The 20986-nt window shown below is 67.7% G+C and carries 21 protein-coding genes; 12 read left to right on the top strand and 9 right to left on the bottom strand.

Going from position 1 to position 20986, the window contains the following annotated elements; all coding sequences use genetic code 11:
• Positions 1 to 168: 168 nt before the first annotated feature.
• Positions 169 to 1221, top strand: coding sequence for a DNA-binding protein (locus JL37_RS28265; protein WP_043548551.1), 1053 nt, complete (start codon positions 169 to 171; stop codon positions 1219 to 1221).
• Between the two features lie 11 nt (positions 1222 to 1232).
• On the opposite strand, the gene JL37_RS28260 is transcribed toward JL37_RS28265, so the two are convergent.
• Entirely contained in the window at positions 1233 to 1421 is a 189-nt protein-coding gene (locus JL37_RS28260) for a hypothetical protein (RefSeq protein WP_043548550.1), read from the bottom strand.
• A 165-nt stretch (positions 1422 to 1586) separates the two neighbouring features.
• Between JL37_RS28260 and JL37_RS28255 the strand changes: the two genes are divergently transcribed.
• From JL37_RS28255 to JL37_RS28215, 9 genes are all read left to right on the top strand, one after another.
• Complete coding sequence (locus JL37_RS28255; RefSeq protein WP_043548830.1) at positions 1587 to 2078, top strand: sigma-70 family RNA polymerase sigma factor; 492 nt, start codon at positions 1587 to 1589, stop codon at positions 2076 to 2078.
• Between the two features lie 5 nt (positions 2079 to 2083).
• Positions 2084 to 3061, top strand: a complete 978-nt coding sequence (locus JL37_RS28250; RefSeq protein WP_043548829.1) for a FecR domain-containing protein — start codon at positions 2084 to 2086, stop codon at positions 3059 to 3061.
• A gap of 205 nt (positions 3062 to 3266) precedes the next feature.
• Positions 3267 to 5603: a TonB-dependent receptor gene (locus JL37_RS28245; protein WP_052097681.1), complete on the top strand. Its 2337-nt coding sequence runs from the start codon at positions 3267 to 3269 to the stop codon at positions 5601 to 5603.
• Positions 5604 to 5612: 9 nt separating this feature from the next.
• Positions 5613 to 6692 carry a PepSY domain-containing protein gene (locus JL37_RS28240; RefSeq protein ID WP_043548547.1) on the top strand — a complete coding sequence of 360 codons (1080 nt, stop codon included), beginning with the start codon at positions 5613 to 5615 and terminating at the stop codon, positions 6690 to 6692.
• Between the two features lie 115 nt (positions 6693 to 6807).
• A complete protein-coding gene (gene ydiK / locus JL37_RS28235; RefSeq protein WP_043548546.1) occupies positions 6808 to 7956 on the top strand; it encodes an AI-2E family transporter YdiK in 1149 nt (382 codons plus the stop codon).
• A 157-nt stretch (positions 7957 to 8113) separates the two neighbouring features.
• Entirely contained in the window at positions 8114 to 8839 is a 726-nt protein-coding gene (locus JL37_RS28230) for an RNA pseudouridine synthase (protein ID WP_043548543.1), read from the top strand.
• Positions 8840 to 9052: 213 nt separating this feature from the next.
• The gene (locus JL37_RS28225) at positions 9053 to 9994 is read left to right on the top strand and encodes an LD-carboxypeptidase (protein ID WP_043548827.1); all 942 of its coding nucleotides are present in this window, start codon (positions 9053 to 9055) and stop codon (positions 9992 to 9994) included.
• Between the two features lie 122 nt (positions 9995 to 10116).
• The gene (locus JL37_RS28220; protein ID WP_043548542.1) at positions 10117 to 10461 is read left to right on the top strand and encodes a helix-turn-helix transcriptional regulator; all 345 of its coding nucleotides are present in this window, start codon (positions 10117 to 10119) and stop codon (positions 10459 to 10461) included.
• A gap of 15 nt (positions 10462 to 10476) precedes the next feature.
• Positions 10477 to 11805 carry a type II toxin-antitoxin system HipA family toxin gene (locus tag JL37_RS28215; protein ID WP_043548541.1) on the top strand — a complete coding sequence of 443 codons (1329 nt, stop codon included), beginning with the start codon at positions 10477 to 10479 and terminating at the stop codon, positions 11803 to 11805.
• 19 nt (positions 11806 to 11824) lie between these two features.
• Here the strand turns inward: JL37_RS28215 and JL37_RS28210 are convergent, their stop codons facing one another.
• The 4 genes from JL37_RS28210 to JL37_RS28195 all read right to left on the bottom strand — a co-directional run bounded on the left by JL37_RS28210 (position 11825) and on the right by JL37_RS28195 (position 15394).
• Entirely contained in the window at positions 11825 to 12286 is a 462-nt protein-coding gene (locus JL37_RS28210; protein ID WP_043548540.1) for an Rrf2 family transcriptional regulator, read from the bottom strand.
• A gap of 42 nt (positions 12287 to 12328) precedes the next feature.
• A complete protein-coding gene (locus tag JL37_RS28205; protein ID WP_081955239.1) occupies positions 12329 to 13201 on the bottom strand; it encodes a cyclopropane-fatty-acyl-phospholipid synthase family protein in 873 nt (290 codons plus the stop codon).
• Between the two features lie 47 nt (positions 13202 to 13248).
• Positions 13249 to 14598, bottom strand: coding sequence for an APC family permease (locus JL37_RS28200; RefSeq protein ID WP_043548539.1), 1350 nt, complete (start codon positions 14596 to 14598; stop codon positions 13249 to 13251).
• 400 nt (positions 14599 to 14998) lie between these two features.
• A complete protein-coding gene (locus JL37_RS28195) occupies positions 14999 to 15394 on the bottom strand; it encodes a hypothetical protein (protein ID WP_043548538.1) in 396 nt (131 codons plus the stop codon).
• A 230-nt stretch (positions 15395 to 15624) separates the two neighbouring features.
• Here JL37_RS28195 and JL37_RS28190 point away from each other — a divergent pair, with 230 nt between their 5' ends.
• On the top strand, positions 15625 to 16011 hold the full coding sequence (locus tag JL37_RS28190) for a DUF6152 family protein (RefSeq protein WP_043548537.1): 387 nt from the start codon (positions 15625 to 15627) through the stop codon (positions 16009 to 16011).
• A 9-nt stretch (positions 16012 to 16020) separates the two neighbouring features.
• Entirely contained in the window at positions 16021 to 16506 is a 486-nt protein-coding gene (locus tag JL37_RS28185) for a DUF6644 family protein (protein WP_052097650.1), read from the top strand.
• Positions 16507 to 16540: 34 nt separating this feature from the next.
• Here JL37_RS28185 and JL37_RS28180 read toward each other — a convergent pair whose 3' ends face one another.
• The 4 genes from JL37_RS28180 to maiA all read right to left on the bottom strand — a co-directional run bounded on the left by JL37_RS28180 (position 16541) and on the right by maiA (position 20977).
• Complete coding sequence (locus JL37_RS28180) at positions 16541 to 17164, bottom strand: glutathione S-transferase family protein (protein WP_043548535.1); 624 nt, start codon at positions 17162 to 17164, stop codon at positions 16541 to 16543.
• Positions 17165 to 17315: 151 nt separating this feature from the next.
• The gene (locus JL37_RS28175) at positions 17316 to 18851 is read right to left on the bottom strand and encodes a fumarate hydratase (protein ID WP_043548820.1); all 1536 of its coding nucleotides are present in this window, start codon (positions 18849 to 18851) and stop codon (positions 17316 to 17318) included.
• A 37-nt stretch (positions 18852 to 18888) separates the two neighbouring features.
• Positions 18889 to 20244 carry an MFS transporter gene (locus tag JL37_RS28170; RefSeq protein WP_043548534.1) on the bottom strand — a complete coding sequence of 452 codons (1356 nt, stop codon included), beginning with the start codon at positions 20242 to 20244 and terminating at the stop codon, positions 18889 to 18891.
• 64 nt (positions 20245 to 20308) lie between these two features.
• Positions 20309 to 20977: a maleylacetoacetate isomerase gene (gene maiA / locus JL37_RS28165; protein ID WP_043548532.1), complete on the bottom strand. Its 669-nt coding sequence runs from the start codon at positions 20975 to 20977 to the stop codon at positions 20309 to 20311.
• Between the last annotated feature and the right edge of the window lie 9 nt (positions 20978 to 20986).

Genomic DNA, 20986 nt, shown 5'->3' with positions numbered 1-20986 from the left:
CGGAGATTCGGGTAGCGCGGGCCGGAGAATTCCGGATCCAGTCAATAATTATAAATATACATACATCTGCTGTATGATATCTAACAGATATAGAAAATTACTCACGATAAGGTTGCATTATCGCGAGTAATTATCCCGCAGTTGCGAAAAAATCGACGGAGCACGGCCATGGCCACCGGAATTACCGAAACAGACGTCTGGGGCGCCGCCGACGCCTTGCTGCTGGAGGGCGCGCGCCCCACGATCGAGCGTGTGCGCCAGAAGATCGGGCGCGGGTCGCCGAATACCGTCAGCCCCTATCTGGAAACCTGGTTCCGCTCGCTGGGTGCGCGCATCAAAGACCCGGGCGCGTTCGCCGCTGCCCCGTCCGTGCCTGATCCGATCGCGCAGGCCGCAGCCCATTTCTGGGAAACGGCCCTGTCCGAAGCGAGGGCGGAGCAGGCCGGCGCCTATCGCGCGCGCTGGGAAGAATTGGCACAGGAGGGTGAAAGGCTGGCGGCGGGCGCAGAGCAGCTGCAATTGCGCGAGGCCGGGCTGGTGCAGCGCGAAAGGGATCTTCAGGAGGCGCTCAAGGTCGCCACCTCGCAATTGGCCGCCGCCGAGGAACGGCTGCAGGCTGCGGAACTGCAGCTGCGGCAGCGTGACGAACAGCTCGAGCAGCATCAGATGCAGCTTGCCCAAGCCCGCGGCGCCACAGAGGCCTTGCAGGCCGATGCCGAAAGATCGCGCGGCCAGCATGCGCAAGCGCTGGATGCGCTGGAGGCGCGCCACGCGGCCCACGAACGCCGGTGGCTGAATGAACTGGACGGCGAGCGCGGGGCCGTCAAACGCTTGCAGGCCCGCCTGGACGAGGCGCAGGCGGCCAGCCAGCAGCAACTGGCGCAGGCGCGCAAGGCCCTGGCCGAGGAACAGGAACAGCGCCGCCGGGCAGAAGAGGGCGTCCAGGCATTGCGTGCCGATGCCAGCCAGAGCCGCATCCGCCAGGAATCCGAATTGGCCGCAAGCCGAAGCGCGACGAGCGCGGCCCTGGAACGCGAGCGCGCGCTGGAGGCAAGGCTGGCTGCCGCCGAAGCCCAGGCGGCGGATTTCCTCGCGCAGCTGAAATCGAAGGATGGCCAGTTGGCCGAGTTGGCCCGGCATCTGATGGCCTTGACCGCCGGCGCCGCCGCCAAGGGCGCGCAGGGCGCCCAGGCGGCGAACCAGGAAGAGGCCACACCGTGACGGGGCGGGCTTCAATGGCCCGGATATACGCCCTGGAAGGGTTCGTTGTTAGGCTCGCCGAAGCTCGACGAATGGTAATTGGCCGGGTCGGCCCCCATGGAACTGCCGGAGCGCGGCGAACCGGAGTTGTAGGAATTGGGGCTGGAACAGCCAGCGAGCAGGAAGGCCAGCAATATGCCAGCAGTGGTCAGAGTCCTCATCGCGTACCTCCGTAAGATGATGCCTGCCGGGGATCCGGCAAACCTTCTCGCCGGCAAGTTGCATGCCTGCCGCTGGATACGCCCCCGAATTCGCGCGGATCGGAGATGCGAAACTAAGAACGATTCTTGGTATCATTCACGGCGAAATCCGCCTCCGCCCCGCGCATGTCCAACCCTCTCCAAGTCCTTTGTGAAGACCACTATGACTGGCTTTGCCAGTGGTGGCGGCGGCGGCTCGACCAGGGCGACGAAGCGGTGGACCTGGCCCATGACACCATGCTGCGCGTGCTGCGCAAGCCCAACGAGGTGTCCGGGCTGCGGCAGCCCAGGGCCTACCTGACGACAATAGCCAAGGGGCTGCTCAACGATCACTGGCGCCGGCGCTCGCTCGAACGGGCCTGGCTGGAAGCGGTCGCCGCACATCCTCCTGAAGCCGGCGCGTCGCCGGAAAGCCTGCTGGCCGTGCAACAGGCGCTCCAACAGCTGGACCGGCTCCTGGCGGGCCTGGCGCCGCAGGCCAGGACCGTATTCGTGCTATCGCAGCTTGAAGGCCTGTCCTACGCGCAGATCGCCGCCAGGACCGGGCTGAGCGATCGCACGGTGAAGCGCTACATGGCCCAGGGCTTCGAAATCTGCCTGACCTTGCTGGAGCAATGAGCGCCATGGCCGCCCCCGAATCCGTGCCGCTCGATACCGCCGTCATCCGGGAGGCCGCCCGCTGGCTGGTGCGGCTGCACTCCGGCGAAGCAGGCCCCGAGGACCACGCCGCCTTCGAACGCTGGCGCCATACAAGCCCCGAGCGGGAGCTCGCCTGGCAGCGCGCGCAGCTCTTGAGCAAGCAGTTCGGGGCCGTTCCGCCGGCGCTCGGCGTGCCGCTGCTCACGCGCCAGCAGAAGACCAACCGGCGCGCGGTGATACGGACATTGGCCTCGCTGGGCGTGGCGCTGCCCGCCGCGTGGCTGGGGTACCGCCACCTGGCCGGGCCGGGCGGCGAGGATTACCGCACTGCCGTGGGCGAAAGCCGCGATATGGTGCTGGCCGACGGCAGCCACGTGCACCTGAACACCGATACCGGGCTCGACGTGCTCTATTCGGAACACTCCCGGCTGCTGCACTTGCGGGGCGGCGAGATCTACGTCCGCACCGCCGCCGACCGCCAGGGCAGGGCAAGGCCCTTCTTCATCGAAACGCCCCAGGGCCGGATGCGGGCGCTCGGCACCCGCTTCGTGGTCCGGCAGTGGAATGATGGCGAAGCAATGACCTCGCTGTCCGTGCAGGAACACCGGGTCGAAGTCAGCCTGCATGGCGGCGGGGCGGCCCGCATCGTCAATGCGGGCGAATCCCTCAGCTTCACCGCCAGCGCATTCAAGGCCAGCCTGCCGGCCAGCCGGAACGCCCCCGGCTGGACGCGAGGCATCATCGAAGCGAACAATCTGCGCCTGGACGCGTTCCTGGACGAGCTGTCGCGCTACCGTCCGGGCGTGATCCGTTGCGATCCCGCCGTGGCCGGCCTGCGCGTGTCAGGGGTGTTCCGGCTGGACGATACCGACGCCGTGTTGGCCATCGTGGCGGAGACTCTGGGCGTCCGGGTAACGTCGCGCACCCGCTATTGGGTCACCGTGGGCGCGCGGGCCTCCTGACCCGGGCAGCGACGCAGCCCATTTGTATCATTTGCTTGCAATTAAATCAGGGTTTGCATGTCCCTTTCGCCGGGCCTTGTCCGGCATGCCACCCATCGACGATGTGAAAGGGATGTGTAACGTGGGACCGCGATACCGACTACAACCCCGTGCCGAGGCTGCCGCCTCGCGCCGGGCGCCTCAAGAGGCATTGCGCCTGGCCGCCATGGCCCTGGCGCTGACCGCCGTTTTCGCCGCCGCTCCGCCGGCCCGGGCGCAGACAGCCGAGCAGGCCGCCGCGGTACGCAGCTATCACATCCCGGCGGGCCCGCTGGACCAGGCGGTGGCCGCGTTCGCCAAGGCCGGCGGCATTACCGTGTCGTTCCGTCCGGAGGATGCCGCCGGCCGGACCACCCAGGGGCTGCAAGGCAGCTACGGGATACGCGCGGGGCTGGACCAGTTGTTGAGCGGCACCGGCCTGACGGCGGTGGCCCAGCCAGGGCAGGGCTATGTGCTGCGCGGCGCGGCCGCGACAGCCGCCCCCGCCGCTGCCGCGGCTCCCCCGGCGGGGTCGGGCACCCTGGAGGCGATCCAGGTCAGCGGCGATTGGCTGGGCACGGGCCTGGCGAACAGCGTCCAGACGTTCGGAGGCGCGCGCACGCTGCTGCAGCGCAAGGACATCGCGGATAGCGGCGCAACCAGCGTCGCCGACGCATTGCGCCGGGTTCCGGGCGTGCAGATCAGCGGCAGCACCAGCGCCACCGGCAGCTCGGTCGGGCTGCACGTGGGGATCCGCGGCCTGAATCCGCGCAACTCGTTCCGCACGACGATGCTGCTCGACGGCATTCCGATGGCCATGGCTCCCTACGGCCAGCCCAACCTGGTGATGTCGCCGACCAGCCTGGGGAACATCGAATCGATCGACGTGGTGCGCGGCGGCGGGGCCGTGCGCTATGGCCCGCAGAACGTGGGCGGCGTGATCAATTTCAATACCCGTCCGATCCCGAACCGTGGAGGGCTGACCGCGGACGCCTCGGCGCGCTACAACGTCTTCAGCCATGGCGGCGCCAACACGCAATACACCGGCTTCCTGGGCACCCGGTTCGACAACGGCCTGGGCGTGGCCCTGATGTACTCGGGCATGGACGGCGAGCAATGGCGCGACGGCAGCCACGACCGCTATAACGACGTCGCGCTGAAATGGCGCTACGAGCTCACTCCTTCATCCGAAATCTATGGCAAGTTCGCCCATTACGACGTCAAGTCCATGACGCCGGGCGGGCTGACCGTGGCTCAGTACCGCGACGACCCTTTCCAGAACACCCATCCCACCGACTACTGGAAAGGACAGCGCGACCAGGTCGATATCGGCTATCTGAACTCGATCTCGGATACGCAGGAGTTCGAGGTGCGCGCCTACCACTACGACAGTTCCCGCAAGAGTTCTCTCATCAACGCCGCGGCCGGGCGCAACGACTACCAGCCCCGCAACAATCAGGTGCTGGGCATCGAGCCGCGCTACACCCAGCGCATCGAGTGGGGGCCGACTACCCACGACGTGACCGTAGGCTACCGCTATATCCACGAGACCGGACAGGACAAGCGCTACTCGGAGTCGCTGCTGACGGGGCTGCGGACGGGCGCCGCGCAGACCTTCGACAATGAAACGCAGGCCCACTCCGTCTATCTGGACGACCGCATCGCCTACGGCAACTGGCGCGTGACGCCAGGCGTCCGCTACGAGCGCATACGCAGCGACCGGCAACCCAACGGCACCGCGAACGACTCCGCCTTCCATGTGCGCAACAGCCGCGGCCTGCCGTCGCTGAACATCGCCTATCTCGTCAGCGACGCGCTGACGCTCTATACCAACTACAGCACCTCGTTCGGCGCCGTGCAGTACACGCAGTTGAATTCGATGTCGGCGTCCAACCCGCTGGATCCGGAAGTGGCCAAGACCCTGGAGGCCGGCATGCGCTACTCGGGCGAGCAGATGCATACCGAATTCACGGTCTTCAATCTGAAGTTCGACAACCAGATCCTGTCCATCCCGGGCACCAACCCCGCGGTCTTCCGGAACCTGGGCGCGACCACCCACAATGGCGTGGAATTTGCGATCGACTACGACTTCGACAAGTCCGGCCCGCTAGCCGGCCTGAACCTCTACGCCAATTACACCTACGTGCGCGCCATCCAGAAATCCGGCGAGTTCGAAGGCAACGACGTGCCGTTCTACTCGCGCCAGACCGGCACGCTGGGCGGCCGCTATACGACGCGCAACTGGGCATTCAATCTGTACACCACGGCCCAGAGCGGACAGTATTCGGACACGGCCAACACCGAGAGCGAGCCTGCCGATGCCAGCAATGGCCGCATACCGGGCTTCAGCGTATGGAATGCGCAGCTCAGCTACAAGCTGCCGCAATGGAAAGGCAGCGAACTGGCGCTGGGCGTCAACAATCTTTTCGACCGCCGCTACTACACGCGCAACGTCGACACGAACGGCGGGCGGATGGTCGGCGCGCCGCGCATGGTCTACGTCCAGGCCCGCCTCGCATACTGATCGAACAGCATGCCGCGCCGCCTGTGGTTGTTCTTCCACCGCTGGGTCGCCTTGGGGCTGGGCGGGATCCTGATCCTGTCCGGCCTCAGCGGCGCGCTGCTGGTGGCCGCGCGGCCCATCGACCAGTGGCTGCATCCCGCCTATTTTGTGGCCCGCCACGCGCCGGCGCCGGACGCGGCGCCGCTGGAAGCGCTGCGCAATCGCCTTGCGGCGGAGTTCGGGCCCGACGCCGCCTTCACTTTCCGGCCGCCACGCGAGATGGGCGAGACCCTGCAGGTGCTGGTGCGCGGCGCCTGGCGTGGAACCCTGTTCCTGGATCCCGCCACGGGCGGGGAGCAGGGCCGGCGCCGCGACGGAGAAGGCCTCGTCGCCACGGTCTTCAGCCTGCACAGCTCCCTGATGCTCGACAAGACCGGCCGAGCGGCGCTGGCCTGGGCGGCGCTGGCCTATGCCGTCTTGCTGGTTTCGGGCCTGGCGGTCTGGTGGCCCCGCAGATGGCCGCCTTCGCTGCGCATGGCGTTCGACAAAGGCACGCTGCGCGCGCTGTTCGACGTCCACCGCAATGGCGGCGCCATCCTCGCGCTGGTTTTGGCCGTCAGCATCGCGACCGGCGCCTACCTCGCATGGCGGCCGATAGGCGGCTGGATCAGCGCGGCCCTGGGCCAGGAGCGCGCCGTTGCGCCGGCGCTGCCGCCCGGCGCGGGGCCGATAAGGCCGCTGGACGAGCTGGCGGCCGCCGCGCTGGCGGTGGAGCCCGGCGCCACGATAGGCTACTTTCTCTACACCCCGCGCGCCGACCGTCCGATGGCGGTGCGCCTGCGCGTGCCGGACGATCCGCATCCCAATGGCCGCTCCACCGTGTGGCTGGATCCGCGCAGCGCAGCCGTGCTTGCCTGGCATCGCTGGAACGAACTGGATCCCGGCGCCAAAGTGAACTCCATCCTGTATCCACTGCATACGGGCGAACTGGGCGGAGTCCTTGGGCAGGCCGCCGTCGCGCTGCTGGGCGTGGCGCTCGGCGCGCTGGGCATCAGCGGCATATGGCTGTGGTGGAAGCGGCGGGCCACGCGCAAGCCCCGCTTTCCCTAGGCGGCCGATTTTCGGATAAATTCGCAGGAACGCATCGGCGCGTATCACCCGGGCGGGCGCCCGCTGGTCGCCAAGCGCCATCATCCAGGGCCGCGGGCCTTGTCAGGAGCAGCGGGTGAATCCACGTCAATCGGTCGACATTGCCCGCATCCTGCTTGTCATCGTCATACTTTCCGCGCTGATGGTGGGCAGTCTTTACGTCCTGCGGCCATTCCTGCCGGGCCTGATCTGGGCGACCACCATTGTCGTCGCCACCTGGCCCGTGCTGTTGGCGATACAACGACGCTGCGGCGGACGCCGCTGGATCGCCACCGTCGTCATGCTGTTCCTCCTGCTGTTCGTTATCGTGCTGCCCCTGTACCAGGCCATCTCCACGCTGGCGCTGCACGGCGGCGCCATCATGGCGGCCATCAAGAGCCTGCCCGACTACGCGCTGCTGGCTCCTCCTTCCTGGATCCGCAACATCCCCCTGGCCGGGCCCAGGGTTGCCGATGAATGGCAGGCCCTGTCGGACGCCGGCGCCGGGGGGCTGCTGGCCAAGCTCGAACCCTACATCACCACCGCCGCGCGCTGGCTGCTCGGCCACGCCGCCATCGTCGGCGTGTTCGTCATGCACATGCTGATCACCGTCGTGATCGCCGGTATCCTCTACAGCAAGGGAGACGTGGCGGCCGACTTCGTGCTGCGCTTCTTCAACCGCCTGTCGGGGCAGCGCGGCATGTCCGCGGTCAAGCTGGCCGGGTTGGCGATCCGGGCGGTGGCGCTGGGCATCGTGGTCACGGCGGTCGTGCAGTCGGCCCTGGGCGGCATCGGCCTGTGGATTGCCGGCGTGCCGGCGGCAGGCATCCTGACCGCGCTCATGGTCATGCTGTGCCTGGCGCAACTGGGCCCGTTCCTGCCCATGCTGGGCGGAGTCGCCTGGCTGTTCCAGAACGAAATGAAGTTCGCCGCCGCGGTGCTGCTGGTCTGGGCGGTGGTGGTCGCCACGCTGGACAATCTCCTGCGGCCCATGCTGATCAAGCGGGGCGTGAACCTGTCGCTGCTGCTGATCCTGGCGGGGGTGCTGGGCGGCATGTTCGCTTTCGGGATCGTGGGGCTATTTATCGGCCCCGTGATCCTGGCCGTGACGCAGACGCTGCTGAAGGCCTGGATCGACGAGGCGCCTGCGCCTGCGTCCATTCCGCTGGAACCCCAGGCGGGAACGCCGGGCCAGGCGCCAGCCTCTCAGGCGGCGGGCGGCGCCGGATCGCCTCCCGCGGCCTGAGGGGCTGGCGCGCCCATGGCGCCGGGTGTCGTAACATCTGCTTTTTTGGCACGGCCACCCGGCAATACCTCATGACGATGCTCCCATTCCCGCCCGCCCGCGGTACTTTCCCCGGCCCGCGACGTTCTGCGGCGCCCACGCGCAAAGCGGTGCGGCAATGAGCGACAGCGTGCGCCTGGCCAAGCGCGTGGCCGCGGAACAGTCCTGCTCCCGGGGCGACGCCGAACGATATATAGAAGGCGGCTGGGTCGCCGTGGACGGGGAAAGGGTCGAAGAGCCCGGCTACCGGGTGGCCCCAGGCCAGGCCGTGAGCCTGCTGCCGGGCGCGCGCCTGGAAGTGGCTCGTCCGGTCACCATTCTGCTGCACAAGCCGGCCGGCCTGTATGCCAGCGACGAAGCCGGTTCCGCCCGCGACCTGATCCTGCCCGAAAACCTGATGCCGGGCGACCGCTCCGGCCTGCGCTATCTGAAACGCATGTTCAATGGCCTGCGGCTGGTGACGCCCCTGGAGCGCGCGGCCAGCGGGCTGCTCGTGTATACGCAGGAGTATCCCGTGGCGCGCAAGCTGCTGGAGGAAAGCCGCCATGTCGAACAGGAATACGTGGCTCATGTGTCGGGCCAATTGAAGGAAGGGGACCTGGCGCGCCTGCAGCGCGGTCTGGCTTACGAAGGCCGCGCCGCCACGCCCATGAAAATCAGCTGGCAGAACGAAACCCATCTCCGCTTCGCCTTGAAGACGCCGGATCCGGGATTCATCGAGTACGTGTGCGATAGCGCCGGCCTGCGCTTGCAGGCGCTGCGGCGCATCCGCATCGGGCGCCTGCCGATGGCGGGCCTGGCAGCGGGGCAATGGCGTTATCGCCTTGCCTATGAACGGTTCTGAGGAACAGGAATGACAATGACGGAATCGCTCGCCGGCCAGGACCAGCGCCTTGCCGAAGGACGCAGGAACTTCCTGATCAACGCCGGCCTGCTGGGCCTGTCCGCCGCCGTGTTGGGCGGCTGCGCGAGCCCCGCCGCCGTAGCCCCACGCAAAGCGCCGGGGCCTGTCCGGCCCGCGCCCCCGGCTTCCCACGCAGGAGCGGCGGCGTCGGCCGTGCCGGCGCTCAGGCCGGGCGCCCGGGTCGCCATCGTGGCCCCCGCGTCCGCCGCGCCGGACGCCAGCGATCTTGCCGCGCAATGGCTGGAAGCGCGAGGATACGCCGCGCAGGTCATGCCTGCCTCACGCACCCGCCTGGACGCCCCGTACGACTACCTGGCGGGCACCGATGCCGAGCGGCTCGCCGACCTGCATGCGGCATTCGCCGCGCCGGACATCGGCGCCGTGTGGTGCCTGCAGGGCGGTTTCGGATCATGGCGCCTGCTGGACAGGCTGGACTTCGGCCTGCTGCGCCGGAACCCCAAGCCCTTCATCGGCTACAGCGACATCACGGCGCTGCATCTGGCCGTGCAGCGGCACGCGGGCTTCGTTACCTTCCACGGCCCGATGCTGGCCCAGGACATGCTTGCCGGTAAACGCCAGCCCACGGAATCCCATCTGCTGGCCATGATCGGCGGGCAGGTGGGGCAGGGGGCGTGGATCGAGCCGCCGTTGGACGCCACCGCGACGGAACTCATCCCGGGCACGGCCACCGGACGGCTGGTCGGGGGCAACCTCGCGCTGATCGCCGCGCTGATCGGCTCCCCCAACGAGATCGACACCCGCGACTCGATCCTGTTCATCGAAGATGTCAACGAAGCGCTGCCCAGGGTGGATCGCCTGCTGAGCCAACTGGCCGCCGCCGGCAAGTTCGACGGCGTCAAGGGCGTGCTGGTCGGCAATTTCACGCGCATCCTGGGCGTATCGATGGACGACGCACAGGCCCAGGGCATGCTGTACCCGCTGGTCCTCGATCAATTCCGCGCCCGCGGTATTCCTGTGCTGGGCGGCTGGCCCAGCGGCCACGGCGACCCGAACCTGACCCTGCCGCTGGGCGCGCGCGTGACTCTGGATACAGGACGAGGCGGCTTGCGGCTCGAACAGGCGGTAACGATTTAACTCATGAAATGAATCATTAATAGAGCATTAGAATTATTAATGACTCATTAATGGATCATCTTATGAAAATTTCATGACTCATTTATAGTGCATTGTATGATGCAAAGCGCTATTATTGAGCCATGAAGAAAAAAATCGAACCCAGTTTCGACGCCGCCGAAGCGCTGGCGCGGATCGGCGCCAACATCCGCACCGCCCGGCTGCGCCGCGCCGAAACGGAATCCACGCTTGCCAATCGCATGGGCGTGTCCCGGGCGACCATCGCCCGCCTGGAGCGCGGCGATGGCGGCGTGTCGCTGGCGCTCGCCGTGGAAGCCTTGCTCCAATACGGCTACGCGGACCAGGTTTTCGCGCTGGGAGACCCGGAGCAGGACGGCGTGGGCAAGCGGCTCGACGCCGTGCGCAGGCCCAGCCGGGGCAGCGCGGGCGCGCTGCACTCGCACCGCGCCGATCCCTCCCAGCTATAGCGGCCGGCTCCGGACATGGCGCGAACCAAGACGCACAAATCGGTCGAAAGCGAGCTTTTCGTCTACGTCGACATCCGTGGCGAGGCCGTGCTGGCGGGCATCCTGACGCTGGACGACTCCGACGAGAACCACTTTTTCGCCGAATTCACCTACGTGCAGTCATACGTGGACGACCCGCGCGCATTCGCGCTCGATCCGCTGAACCTGCCGCTGGCCGACTCCAGGACGACATTCCGCACCGAGAGCCGCTACGAGAGGCTGGGAGCTATCTTCGACGCCGCCCCGGACGCGTGGGGGCGTAACGTCATGCGCGTGGACAACGCCGGGGCGCGCGTGACCGAAGACGAAGTCCTGCTCAAGGGCAGGGGCATGGGCGTAGGCGCGTTGTTCTTCAGCGCGCGGCTGCTCACCCCCAATATGCGCAAGACTTATCGCCTGCCCGAAGTCAGCCAGCTGGAATCGCTTGCCAGCCTCCTGACCGACATCGACCAGGGCGTCAAGCCCAAGGGGCTGTACCGCGACATCCTGGGCAGCTCCTGGGATATAGGCGGCGCGCGCCCCAAGACCATCGTGCGCGACGACCAGGGCGAAATGTGGATCGCCAAGTTTCCGCGCAAGGGCGATTCGTACGACCGGCAACGCGTCGAGTACGCCAACCTGCAGATGGCCAAGGCCATAGGCCTGACCGTGCCGGATATCCGCCTGGCCGAAACGCACCTGGGGGCGGTCCTGCTGACGCATCGCTTCGACCGCCAGTTGCTGCCCGCCGGGAAGGGCGCCGCCCCGATCATTGCGCGCCGCCATTTCCTGAGCGGCGCTTCGCTCATCAGCCCCTCCGTGCAGATCGGCAAGCGCGAGCTGGACGGGCCGCGCGGCAAGGCCACGTATTCCTACGCCAGGCTGGCCGACGTCGCGCGCCGCGTGTCGTCCAACCCGGTGCAGGACCTGAAGGAACTGTATGCGCGCATGGTCCTGAACGTGGCCGTCCACAACACCGACGATCACCTGAAGAACGTGGGCTTCCTGAAGGACGAGGCCGCTCACAGCTACCGCCTGTCGCCCTTGTTCGACGTGGTGACGCAGGAAGGGTCGGCCAAGCACTACCTGCATATCGGCGAGGCTGGCCGGGAAAGCTCGTTCCGGAACTGCCTGAGCGAATACCGGCGCTTCGGCCTGCGGTCGGAAGCGGCCGCCCGGGAAATACTCGAGCACGTGCTCGGCGTGGTGAGGGAGCGCCAGCGGTTCTACGACATGGCAGGCATGAGCGCGGAAGAGGTCGTCCAGGTGGAAGCCTCGCTGATGGCCTGGCGCCACGGCGGCCTGCCCGCAAGCCCCCCGCGCTAGCGCGGCAGGCCGGCGCCGCTCATGCGTGCGCGGCCGGCAAACCGCAATCGGGTCCACGCGCCTGCATCCGGGCATGGAAATCCTGGCTCAGCACGGCCAGCGTGACTTCGCCGAAGCGCTCCAGCAATAGCGCTTCCGCCTGGTCGAAGGCGTCGGTCAAGGCGGCATTGACAGCGGCCTCGACCAGGCAGCCGGGCGATTCGCTGCGGTTGCCCATGGCGAAAATGCCCGGCGAGCCCAGGGCCTCGTAGATGTCGCGCAAGGTGACGGCGGCGAAGTCGCAGGAAATCGTCCATCCGCCGCCATGGCCTTTCTCCGAACGCACCAGGCCCTGCGCGCGCAACCCGGCCATGATGCGCCGGATCACCACCGGGTTGGTCTGCATCACCTTGCCCAACGCTTCCGAAGTCATGGGGCCAGGGGCCTCGGCCATGTGGAGCAGTACGTGGAGCACGCCGGAAAGTTTGCTGTCTCGTCTCATGCAACGGATGCTATTGCATGAGCTCCCGGCGGCGCAAGCCTGCTAGGCGCGCCTGGCCGACCATTTCCCCTGGCCGGCGGCCTTGCCGCTCATGGTCTTGCCGTTCACCAGCCCGGTATAGCGCACGCCATTGACCGTGAATGCGATCTCCGCGCCATTCAGGCGCGCATCGGAAATCGGGACCGAACCCAGCTTGCCCGACAGCTTCTGGTAGTGCTGGTCCAACTGCAGCGTCTGTCCGTCCACGTCCCATTTGCCCTGCACCTTCGCAGGCACGATCCACAGCAGGGCGGTGCAATAGGTGCTGCAATCCTGCGTCACGGTTTCTTCGGCATCCGGCTCCCAATCGCCCATGCGGAAGGTGTTCGACACCACACGCGTGCCTGGCGCCAGCTCCAGGAGCCTGGGGCGCAGTTTTTCGTTGATCGTGGACAGCAGGAACATGGTGATGACGTCCGCCTTCGAGAGGTCGGTGGCGAACAGGTCCGCCGCCACGAACGTGGCGCGGTCGCCCACGCCGGCGCGCTCCGCGTTGCGGCGCGACAGCTCGACCAGGTCGGGGTTGTACTCGATGCCCTGCGCCGTCAGGCCGCGCTGCGCGGCGGTGATGACGGTGCGGCCGTCGCCCGAGCCCAGATCCATCAGCCGGTCCTTGGGAGTGACCTTGGCCATGTCGAGCATCTTGTCCACCAGCGTCTGCGGCGTGGGCACCCAGATGACGTCCTTGCCGTCCTGGCCCACATTGGGCACGTATTCCTGCTGTCCGGCCGGCTGCGCCGCAGCGGGCGCGGCCTGGGCGCCGGCTTCGAAGGCGCACGCCAGCGCCAGGGCCATCGCCGAGGCCAGCGCCGCCAGGCGCAGCCGCCGTGGAGCGGGCCGGGCGCCGGGCAATTGGGACTGAATCGCGATCTGCATGATGAAGGCTCCTTGCGTGGAGGAAAGGCCGGCGGGGAACGCCGCGGCTAGGGGCCCGCGGGCTCCGGCTTGAGCAGGCGCAGCATGGGCAGGCCCGCCGCCAGGACGGCCAACCCGATCAGGGCGCCGGCCCCTGCATAGACGGAGCTCGAATACACCAGGCCGGCGCATGCCAGCGCCAACAATGCGGGAGGAAGAGGGTAGAGCGGCACCCGGAACGGCCGAGGGCGCTCGGGATCGATGCGCCGCAGACGCCAGACGGACATCGCGACCAGCGCCATGAAGATCCAGAATACCGGGGCGGTATACGCCACCATGGTCTGCACGCTGTTCTGGCTGAAGGCGCCCAGCGCGACCAGGGCCAGGGTGATCGCGCCCTGGACCAGCAGCGCGGCGGCCGGCGTGTCATTGCGGTCGCTCCAGGCCGCCAGCGCCCGCAGTCGGGGCACGTCCCGGCCCAGCGCGCAGTACAGGCGGGCGCCGGTGATGATCGTGCCGTTGATGGTGCTGAGCGCCGTGGCGCAGATCGTCAGGCTGAGGAGGGCAGCCGCGTAGGGGCCCGCAGCCAGCTGCATGACGTCGGCGCCCAGCGCCGGCGTGTCCCGCAGGCCCTGCAGGCCGAAGATCTCGAGCAGGGCCAGATTGATCAATACATAGGCGCCCGTCACGATCGCCGTGCCGATCAGCAGCACCCGGCTCATGTTGCGGCCGGGCTCCCGCAACTCGCCGCTCAGGTAGGCGGCCTCGTTCCAGCCGCCATAGGTCAGCAACACGAAAACCATGCCCATCCCCATGAGCCCGGCCGGACTGCCCGCCAGCGGCGTGGCCGCGTCGCTACGCAGTGGATTGTCTCCCGTGGCCGACAGGCTGGCGGCGAGCACGGCCGCGAGGGCCGCCAGCGTCAGCATGGTGAACGTCCATTGCAGGCGCTTCGAATAGCGGGTGCCCGCGACGTTCAGGGCCGTCAGCGCCACCACGGACATCGCGGCGTGCAGCGCGGGGCCGTGGGGCCCCAGGGGGGCGAGGCGCTGGGCATAATCGCCGTAGATATAGGCGACCACCGCGATGGCGCCCGTCTGGATCACGGTGCAGCGCGCCCAGGCGAACAGCAAGCCCACGCGCTGACCCCAGGCGCGCGTCAAGTACAGGTATTCGCCGCCCGCTCCAGGGTACGCCGAGCCCAGCTCTCCGTAGCAAAGCGCGCCGATCAGCATCACGAAACCGCCCGCGCACCACAGGGCGATATAGCCCGCCTCGGAGCCGACATGCTGCGCCACCAATGGGGGAAAACCGAAAATGCCGATGCCGATCACCACGCCGACCAGCACCATTGTTGCGTCCATCACCGACAGGCCGGCCGGCGCGCGCGTTACCCCCGCATCCGATACGCCGCTCATGGTGGATGGCCCCAAGCGCGCCGGGCCGCGTGCCGGCCATGAAGCGCCGCCCGCCTGCCGCGCGTCCGTTGCGTTGGAAGCAAACGGATGGAAGTCATGGGCGAACGCCTGGGCAACAACGGTGTCATCGGGACTCTCGCGTGGACGGCGGGGGCGGAGACAGATGCGGCTCGGGGCCGGATCTGACATTCTCCTGAATACTAAGCGACCGATGCGGGCCTGGAAAAGTTTCTGCGGGTTTACCCGAAAAAAATGCAGGAAGCCTCTGGCCCTATCGAAGCTTCCTGCTTGAAACAGCATTAATAATTAAATATAACTGATTGATTTATATGTTTTTATTTACCGTACTTAAAGAAAATTATTTAAAGTAAATTCTCAGCATAGGGCGAGCGGGGCGGAACTATTGCAGGTTCCTGTCCACGCATGCCTTCCAATCCGAGGGCAGGAGGATATCGCGCGCAGCGGCGCAAGCCGGCTTGCACAGATAGATGGTGCAGGCCACATAGCTGATGCTCGACAGCGCAAGCGTGATCATGGGCCGCGCCAGCGACGGCGGGACCTCGCGGAGGAACCGCAAGGCGAAGTCGGACAGCTCCGCGAGCCCCTTGCCAAGCGAGTCGCGCAGCAGGCGCAAGGTTACGCCGTACAGCCAGGATGAGAATTGCGCGGGGCCCAGCGTGCGGCAGGCTTCCATCTGCTGTCCGAAAGCCTGCGCCAGGCCGGGGTCGGTGCGTTGCACATACGCCGCCACCAGGCCCGACAGTCCACTGGCGTGCTGGCACACCAGATCGCGCAAGGGCAGCTCGGCCTCCGCTGGCGGCGTTGCGGACCGGCCGGTCGGGGCGGCACAATGGTTCGTCGGCGTCAACATTTCCCGTCGGATCGCAAATCTTCATCACTAGACTTCATGGACGAGGATTAGATATTGCGGACGGGTCCTTGTGAATCACTGAAACTGGGTATTCGCCTGCCGGGCCGGCGCCGGGCGCGGGAGTAGGGAGCCCACCTCAACTCAGGAGCATCGACATGAAGCTATGCCTACACACGGGCCTGACCGCGCTGGCGCTGGCCGGGCTGGCGGGCGCGCCGACCGCAGCCATGGCGCATCACGGCTGGTCTTGGGCTGAATCCGAACAGATGACCTTGCAAGGCACCGTGCAACAGGTGCAGATCGCGCCGCCGCACCCCTGGCTGGACGTTCGCACGGATGACGGGACCTGGCGTGTCGAGCTTGGCAATCCCACGCAGACGAAGGAAGCGGGATTCGTCGAGGGCTCGGCCAAGCCCGGCGATACCGTGACCGCCATCGGCAACCGGGACCGGGATTCGGCCAACAAGCGCATGAAAGCCGTGCAGATCAAGGTGGGCGGCAAGACCTACGACATCTATCCCAGCCGCATCCGGAAGCCCTGAGCCGCGAAGATGCCCGACCTGCTGCGGTCCGCCCTGGAGCAGCTTGAGACCCTGCCGCCCGCGATCTGGCTGCGGCGGTCCGGCACGCTGTACCTGCTGGTGAACGCCGCGCACATCGGATCGATCGGGCTGCTCATCGGCTCCATCGTGCCGTTGGACCTGCGCCTGCTGGGCCTGCTCAAGCCCGGCCCGTTGGCAGTGCTTGCGCCCGTGCTGGCGCGCACAGCCGCCGCAGGGCTGGGCTTGGCCGTGTTGACGGGGGCGGTGCTGTTCAGCGTCCAGCCGATGGAGTACCTGGGGAACCGCGCGTTTCTGGTCAAGATGGGCCTGTTGGCCGCCGCGGCGCTGAATGCCTGGGCCGTGCGCCGCGGCCAGGCCTGGGCGCGGGTCCTGGACCAGGGCAAGGCCGGCGCCGCCTTGCGCGCGCAGGCGGGAGCCTCGCTTCTGCTGTGGCTGGGCTGCCTGGTGGCGGGGCGCTGGATCGGGTTCCTTTGAAGCGTGCCCGGGAGCGCCCCGGCCCCGAGGAGCCTTAGGCCTTGGCCTCAGCGAGCGCGCGCTGCACCGCAGGACGCTCGCCCATGCGCGCCATGTAGGCGGTGAGCTTCGGAAATTGCGCCATGTCCACGCCGTCCCCCTCGAGCCAGCTGCCTATGGTGTACATATAGCCATCGACCACGCTATAGCGATCGCCCGCCACCCACGGGCCGGCGATCTGCGATTCCAGGTAGGCGGCGCAAGCCGTCATGGCCTGCGGCACCTTGGCGCGCATGGCCTCGTGCGCGGCGGGGTCGTCCGCCCAGCGCGCTCCGCGCCGCTTGTGCGCGTGGGCCACGTGGGCGGTGGAAGCCAGATAGCTCGCCAGTTCCTGCATGCGCGCGAACGCGAAGGGATCGTCCTGGGGCGCCAGGCCGGCTTTGGGAAAGCTCTGCGCCACGAAGGCCAGAAGCGCCGGCGTCTCCGTCAGCACGCCGTGTTCAGTCTTCAGCGCGGGCACGCGGCCCTTGGGATTGATGCGCAGGTACTCGGCGCTTTGCTGCTGCCCGGCGCTGAAGTCCAGCTTGACGAGATCGAAATCGGCGCCCGCTTCATGCAGCGCGATATGCGTGGCTAGCGCGCAGGTACCAGGGGCGGAGTAAAAGGTCCAACGAGACATCGGCATCCTCTTTCGGCATAAGGTGGAACTGGCATTATCTCCCCAGGCCGCCTGGATGCCCAGCCATCCGAGTCTCCACAGTGGTCCACGGCGATGGTCATGCCGGGCTCGAGCCGAACGCAACGATCGATCGAAGCGGTCCGCGGCGCCTTCAGGCGCGGACCGGCTCCACGGGGATCTGCCGCCGCCATTGCGCGGGACCGGAGACATGGAGATTGCCGCCGCCGGCGTCCACGGCCACCGTCACGGGCATGTCGGCCACCTCGAACTCGTGGATCGCCTCCATGCCCAGGTCCTCGAAGGCAAGGACGCGGGCGCGGCGGATCGCGCGGGACACGAGATAGGCCGCGCCGCCCACCGCGATCAGATAGGCCGCCCGGCGGCGCTGGATCGCAGCCACGGCCTGCGGGCCGCGTTCGGCCTTGCCTATCATGACCAACAGACCGGCGCGCTCCAGCATCATGTCCGTATAGCCGTCCATCCGGGTCGCGGTCGTGGGGCCGGCGGGGCCCACGGCTTCGTCCCGCACAGCATCCACCGGCCCCACGTAATAGAGCGCGCGGCCCTGGAACGCGACCGGCAGCGGTTCGCCCCGCGCCAGCATTTCCCGGATGCGCTGATGGGCGGCGTCGCGCCCGGTCAGCATGCGCCCGTTCAGCAAGAGCCTCTCACCCGCGCGCCAGGAGGCGACCTCCTCGGAAGTGAGGCTGTCCAGATCGACTCGCCGCCCGGCGTCCATTCCACTCATCGGGCCCATGTCCGGCCACAGGTCGAGAGATGGTGGGTCCAGATGCGCCGGGCCGGAGCCGTCGAGCACGAAGCTCGCATGGCGGGTGGCTGCGCAATTGGGGATGAGCGCGACCGGCTTGGCGGCGGCGTGAGTGGGATAGGTTTTGATCTTCACGTCCAGCACAGTGGTGAGGCCGCCCAGCCCCTGCGCGCCGATGCCCAATGCGTTGACGCGGTCATGCAGTTCGAGCCGCAGCGCATCCTCGGGCTCCAGGGTTTCGCCGCGCCGCGCCCGGGCTTGCAGTTCGTGCATGTCCAGGGGCTGCATCAGGCTTTCCTTGGCCAGCAGCACCGCTTTCTCGGCCGTGCCTCCCACGCCTATGCCCAGCATGCCGGGCGGGCACCAGCCGGCCCCCATTGCAGGAACCTGCTTCAGCACCCAATCCACCACGCTGTCCGCCGGATTCAGAATGGCGAGCCTCGCCTTGTTCTCGGAGCCACCGCCCTTGGCCGCCACCGTGACCTTCACGCTGGTGCCCGGCACGATCCGCGTGCTGATCACGGCCGGAGTGTTGTCGCCGGTATTGCGGCGGCCGAACAGCGGATCCGACACTACGGAAGCCCGCAGCGGATTGTCCGGATCCAGGTAGGCGCGGCGGACGCCGGCATTGACTGCATCCTCCAGGCTGCCGGTAAAGCCCGTCCAGCGCACCTCCATCCCGACCTCCAGGAACACGTTCACGATGCCCGTGTCCTGGCAGATGGGCCGCCGGCCGGTGGCGGCCATGCGCGAACTGAGCAGGATCTGCGCCATGGCGTCGCGCGCGGGCCCGCTGGCCTCCCGCTCGTAGGCGCGGGCCAGGTGCGAGAGGTAATCGGCAGGGTGGTAGCAGCTGATGTACTGGAGCGCGCTGGCGACGGACTCGATCAGGTCGTTCTGGCGGATGCGGGTGCTCATGGCGTGCGCGGGCAAAGAGTAAAGGAAAGAGCGGGCGTCATTCCGCGTGCAGGGTCGTGCCGGGCCGATCCCTGACCAGCGTTACCGCCACGAAGGACACTGCGGCCATGACGATGACATAGACGCCTACCAGCCAGGATTGGCCCGTGGCCGAGATAATGGACTGCGCGATCATGGCCGCGAAGGCGCCCCCCAGGATCGAACCCAGCGCATAGCCGGCGGATACGCCCGAATAGCGCACGTCGGCCGGGAACATCTCGGCGTAGAGCGCCGCCTGGGGGCCATAGGTCAGGCCCAGCGGCACCGACAGCACGACCAGCGCGAACGCGAACTTGGCGACGTCGCCCGATTCAATGAAGCCCCACATCGGAATGGCCCACAGCGCCAGCAGCACATAGCCCAGCTGGAAAGTGCGCACGCGGCCGATGCGGTCTCCCAGCCAGCCCCCCAGCAGCGTGGTGCCCAGCCAGCAGGCCGCCGCCACGGTGCAGATCATCAACACCTGCTGGGCCGGCATGTGCAGCGCGCGGCTGCCATAGCTGATGAAGAATCCGACCAGCAGGTAACCTGCCGTGCTGTTGCCCACGAAGATCAGCGTCGTCAGCACGATCTGCCGCGGATGCTTGCGCAGCAGCGCGCCCAGCGGCGCCGAGGAATGGCTGCGCCGCGACTGCATCTCCAGGAAGACCGGCGACTCTTCCACCGCGCGGCGGATGAAAACGCCCACGACGATGAGCGCGATGGACAGCAGGAAGGAAATGCGCCACCCCCATGCCATGAAGGCCTCCGCGCCGACCAGGGCCGTGATGCACCACAGCGCGCCCGTCGCGACGATCATGCCCAGCGGCACGCCGATCTGGGGGAAGGCGCCGAACAGCGAGCGCCGGTCGACGGGTGCGTGCTCGACCGCCATGAGCGCCGCGCCGCCCCATTCGCCTCCGGCGGAGAACCCCTGCAGCACGCGCAGCGTCACCAGGATCACGGGCGCCCACAGTCCGATCTGCGCATAGGTCGGCAGCACGCCGATCAGGGCCGTCGACACGCCCATCAGAATCAGCGTGGCGGCCAGCACCCGCTTGCGCCCGTACCGGTCGCCCAGGTGGCCGCAGACTATGGCGCCCAGCGGCCGGAACAGAAAGGCCACGCCCACGGTGGCAAACGACAGGATCAGCGACAGCTCCGGATTCTCCTGGGCAAAAGGGGCGAAGAACAGCGAGCCCAGCACCAGGCCGGCCGCCTGGACGTAGATGAAATAGTCGTACCACTCGATGGCCGAGCCGACCAGCGTGGCCGCCAGCACCTTGCGGTCGTCGGCGCTGACCAAGGGCCCCGGCGAGCGGGATGCGCCGGCGGGCGCGACGGCGGCGCCGTCTGCGGGGATTTCTGTCTGCATGTCTGTCTCCGTGGGGGGGGCGGCGGGTTCCGCTTTTTCTGTTTTCCGCGGGGGCGAGCCCGCGCTAGGCCGCCGCGCTCTGCGGCGCGTCGGGCTGGTTTTCCGGTCGGGCCTCGTCGAAGGCGGGCAGCCTCGCGCAAGCGTCGGCGATGGCCCGGACCCGTTCGAAGGACGCCAGGTCCACGCCGTAGCGCAGGGCGTTGTAGACCTGGGGCATCAGATAGCATTCGACCAGCGTGGGCGCGGCGCCCAGCGCGTAGCCGCTGGCCGGCGCTGGCGGCAGCGCCGCTTCGAACGCGCGGAAACCTTCCGTGCACCAGTGTCGGTACCAATCCTGCACCTGCGCATCGTCCGCGCCGAACTGCGCGCGCAGCCGCTTGAGCGCGCGCAGGTTATTGAGCGGATGCACTTCGCAGGCGATCAGCTGCGCCAGGGCCCGGGCCTGCGCGCGGCCCGCGGGATCGGCCGGCAGCAGGGGCGTTCCGGGATGGCGCTCTTCCAGGTACTCGATGATGGCCATCGATTGCTGCAGCCGCAGCCCATCGGTTTCCAGCATGGGCACGAGGCCGAAGGGCGCGATGGCCCGGTAGGCGGGCTGCTGGTGCTCGCCCTTGACCATGTGCCAGGCCACTTGCCGGTACGGCAGGCGCTTCAGGGCCAGGGCGATCCGCACCCGGTAGGCCGCGGAACTGCGCCAGTAACTGTGCAGCGTAAGGGTAGGGATATCGGCCATGTCGCTCTC

It is taken from the genome of Achromobacter sp. RTa (assembly GCF_000757485.1).
Classification (GTDB): domain Bacteria; phylum Pseudomonadota; class Gammaproteobacteria; order Burkholderiales; family Burkholderiaceae_B; genus Achromobacter.
This window is presented reverse-complemented; position numbering and strand designations above follow the sequence as displayed.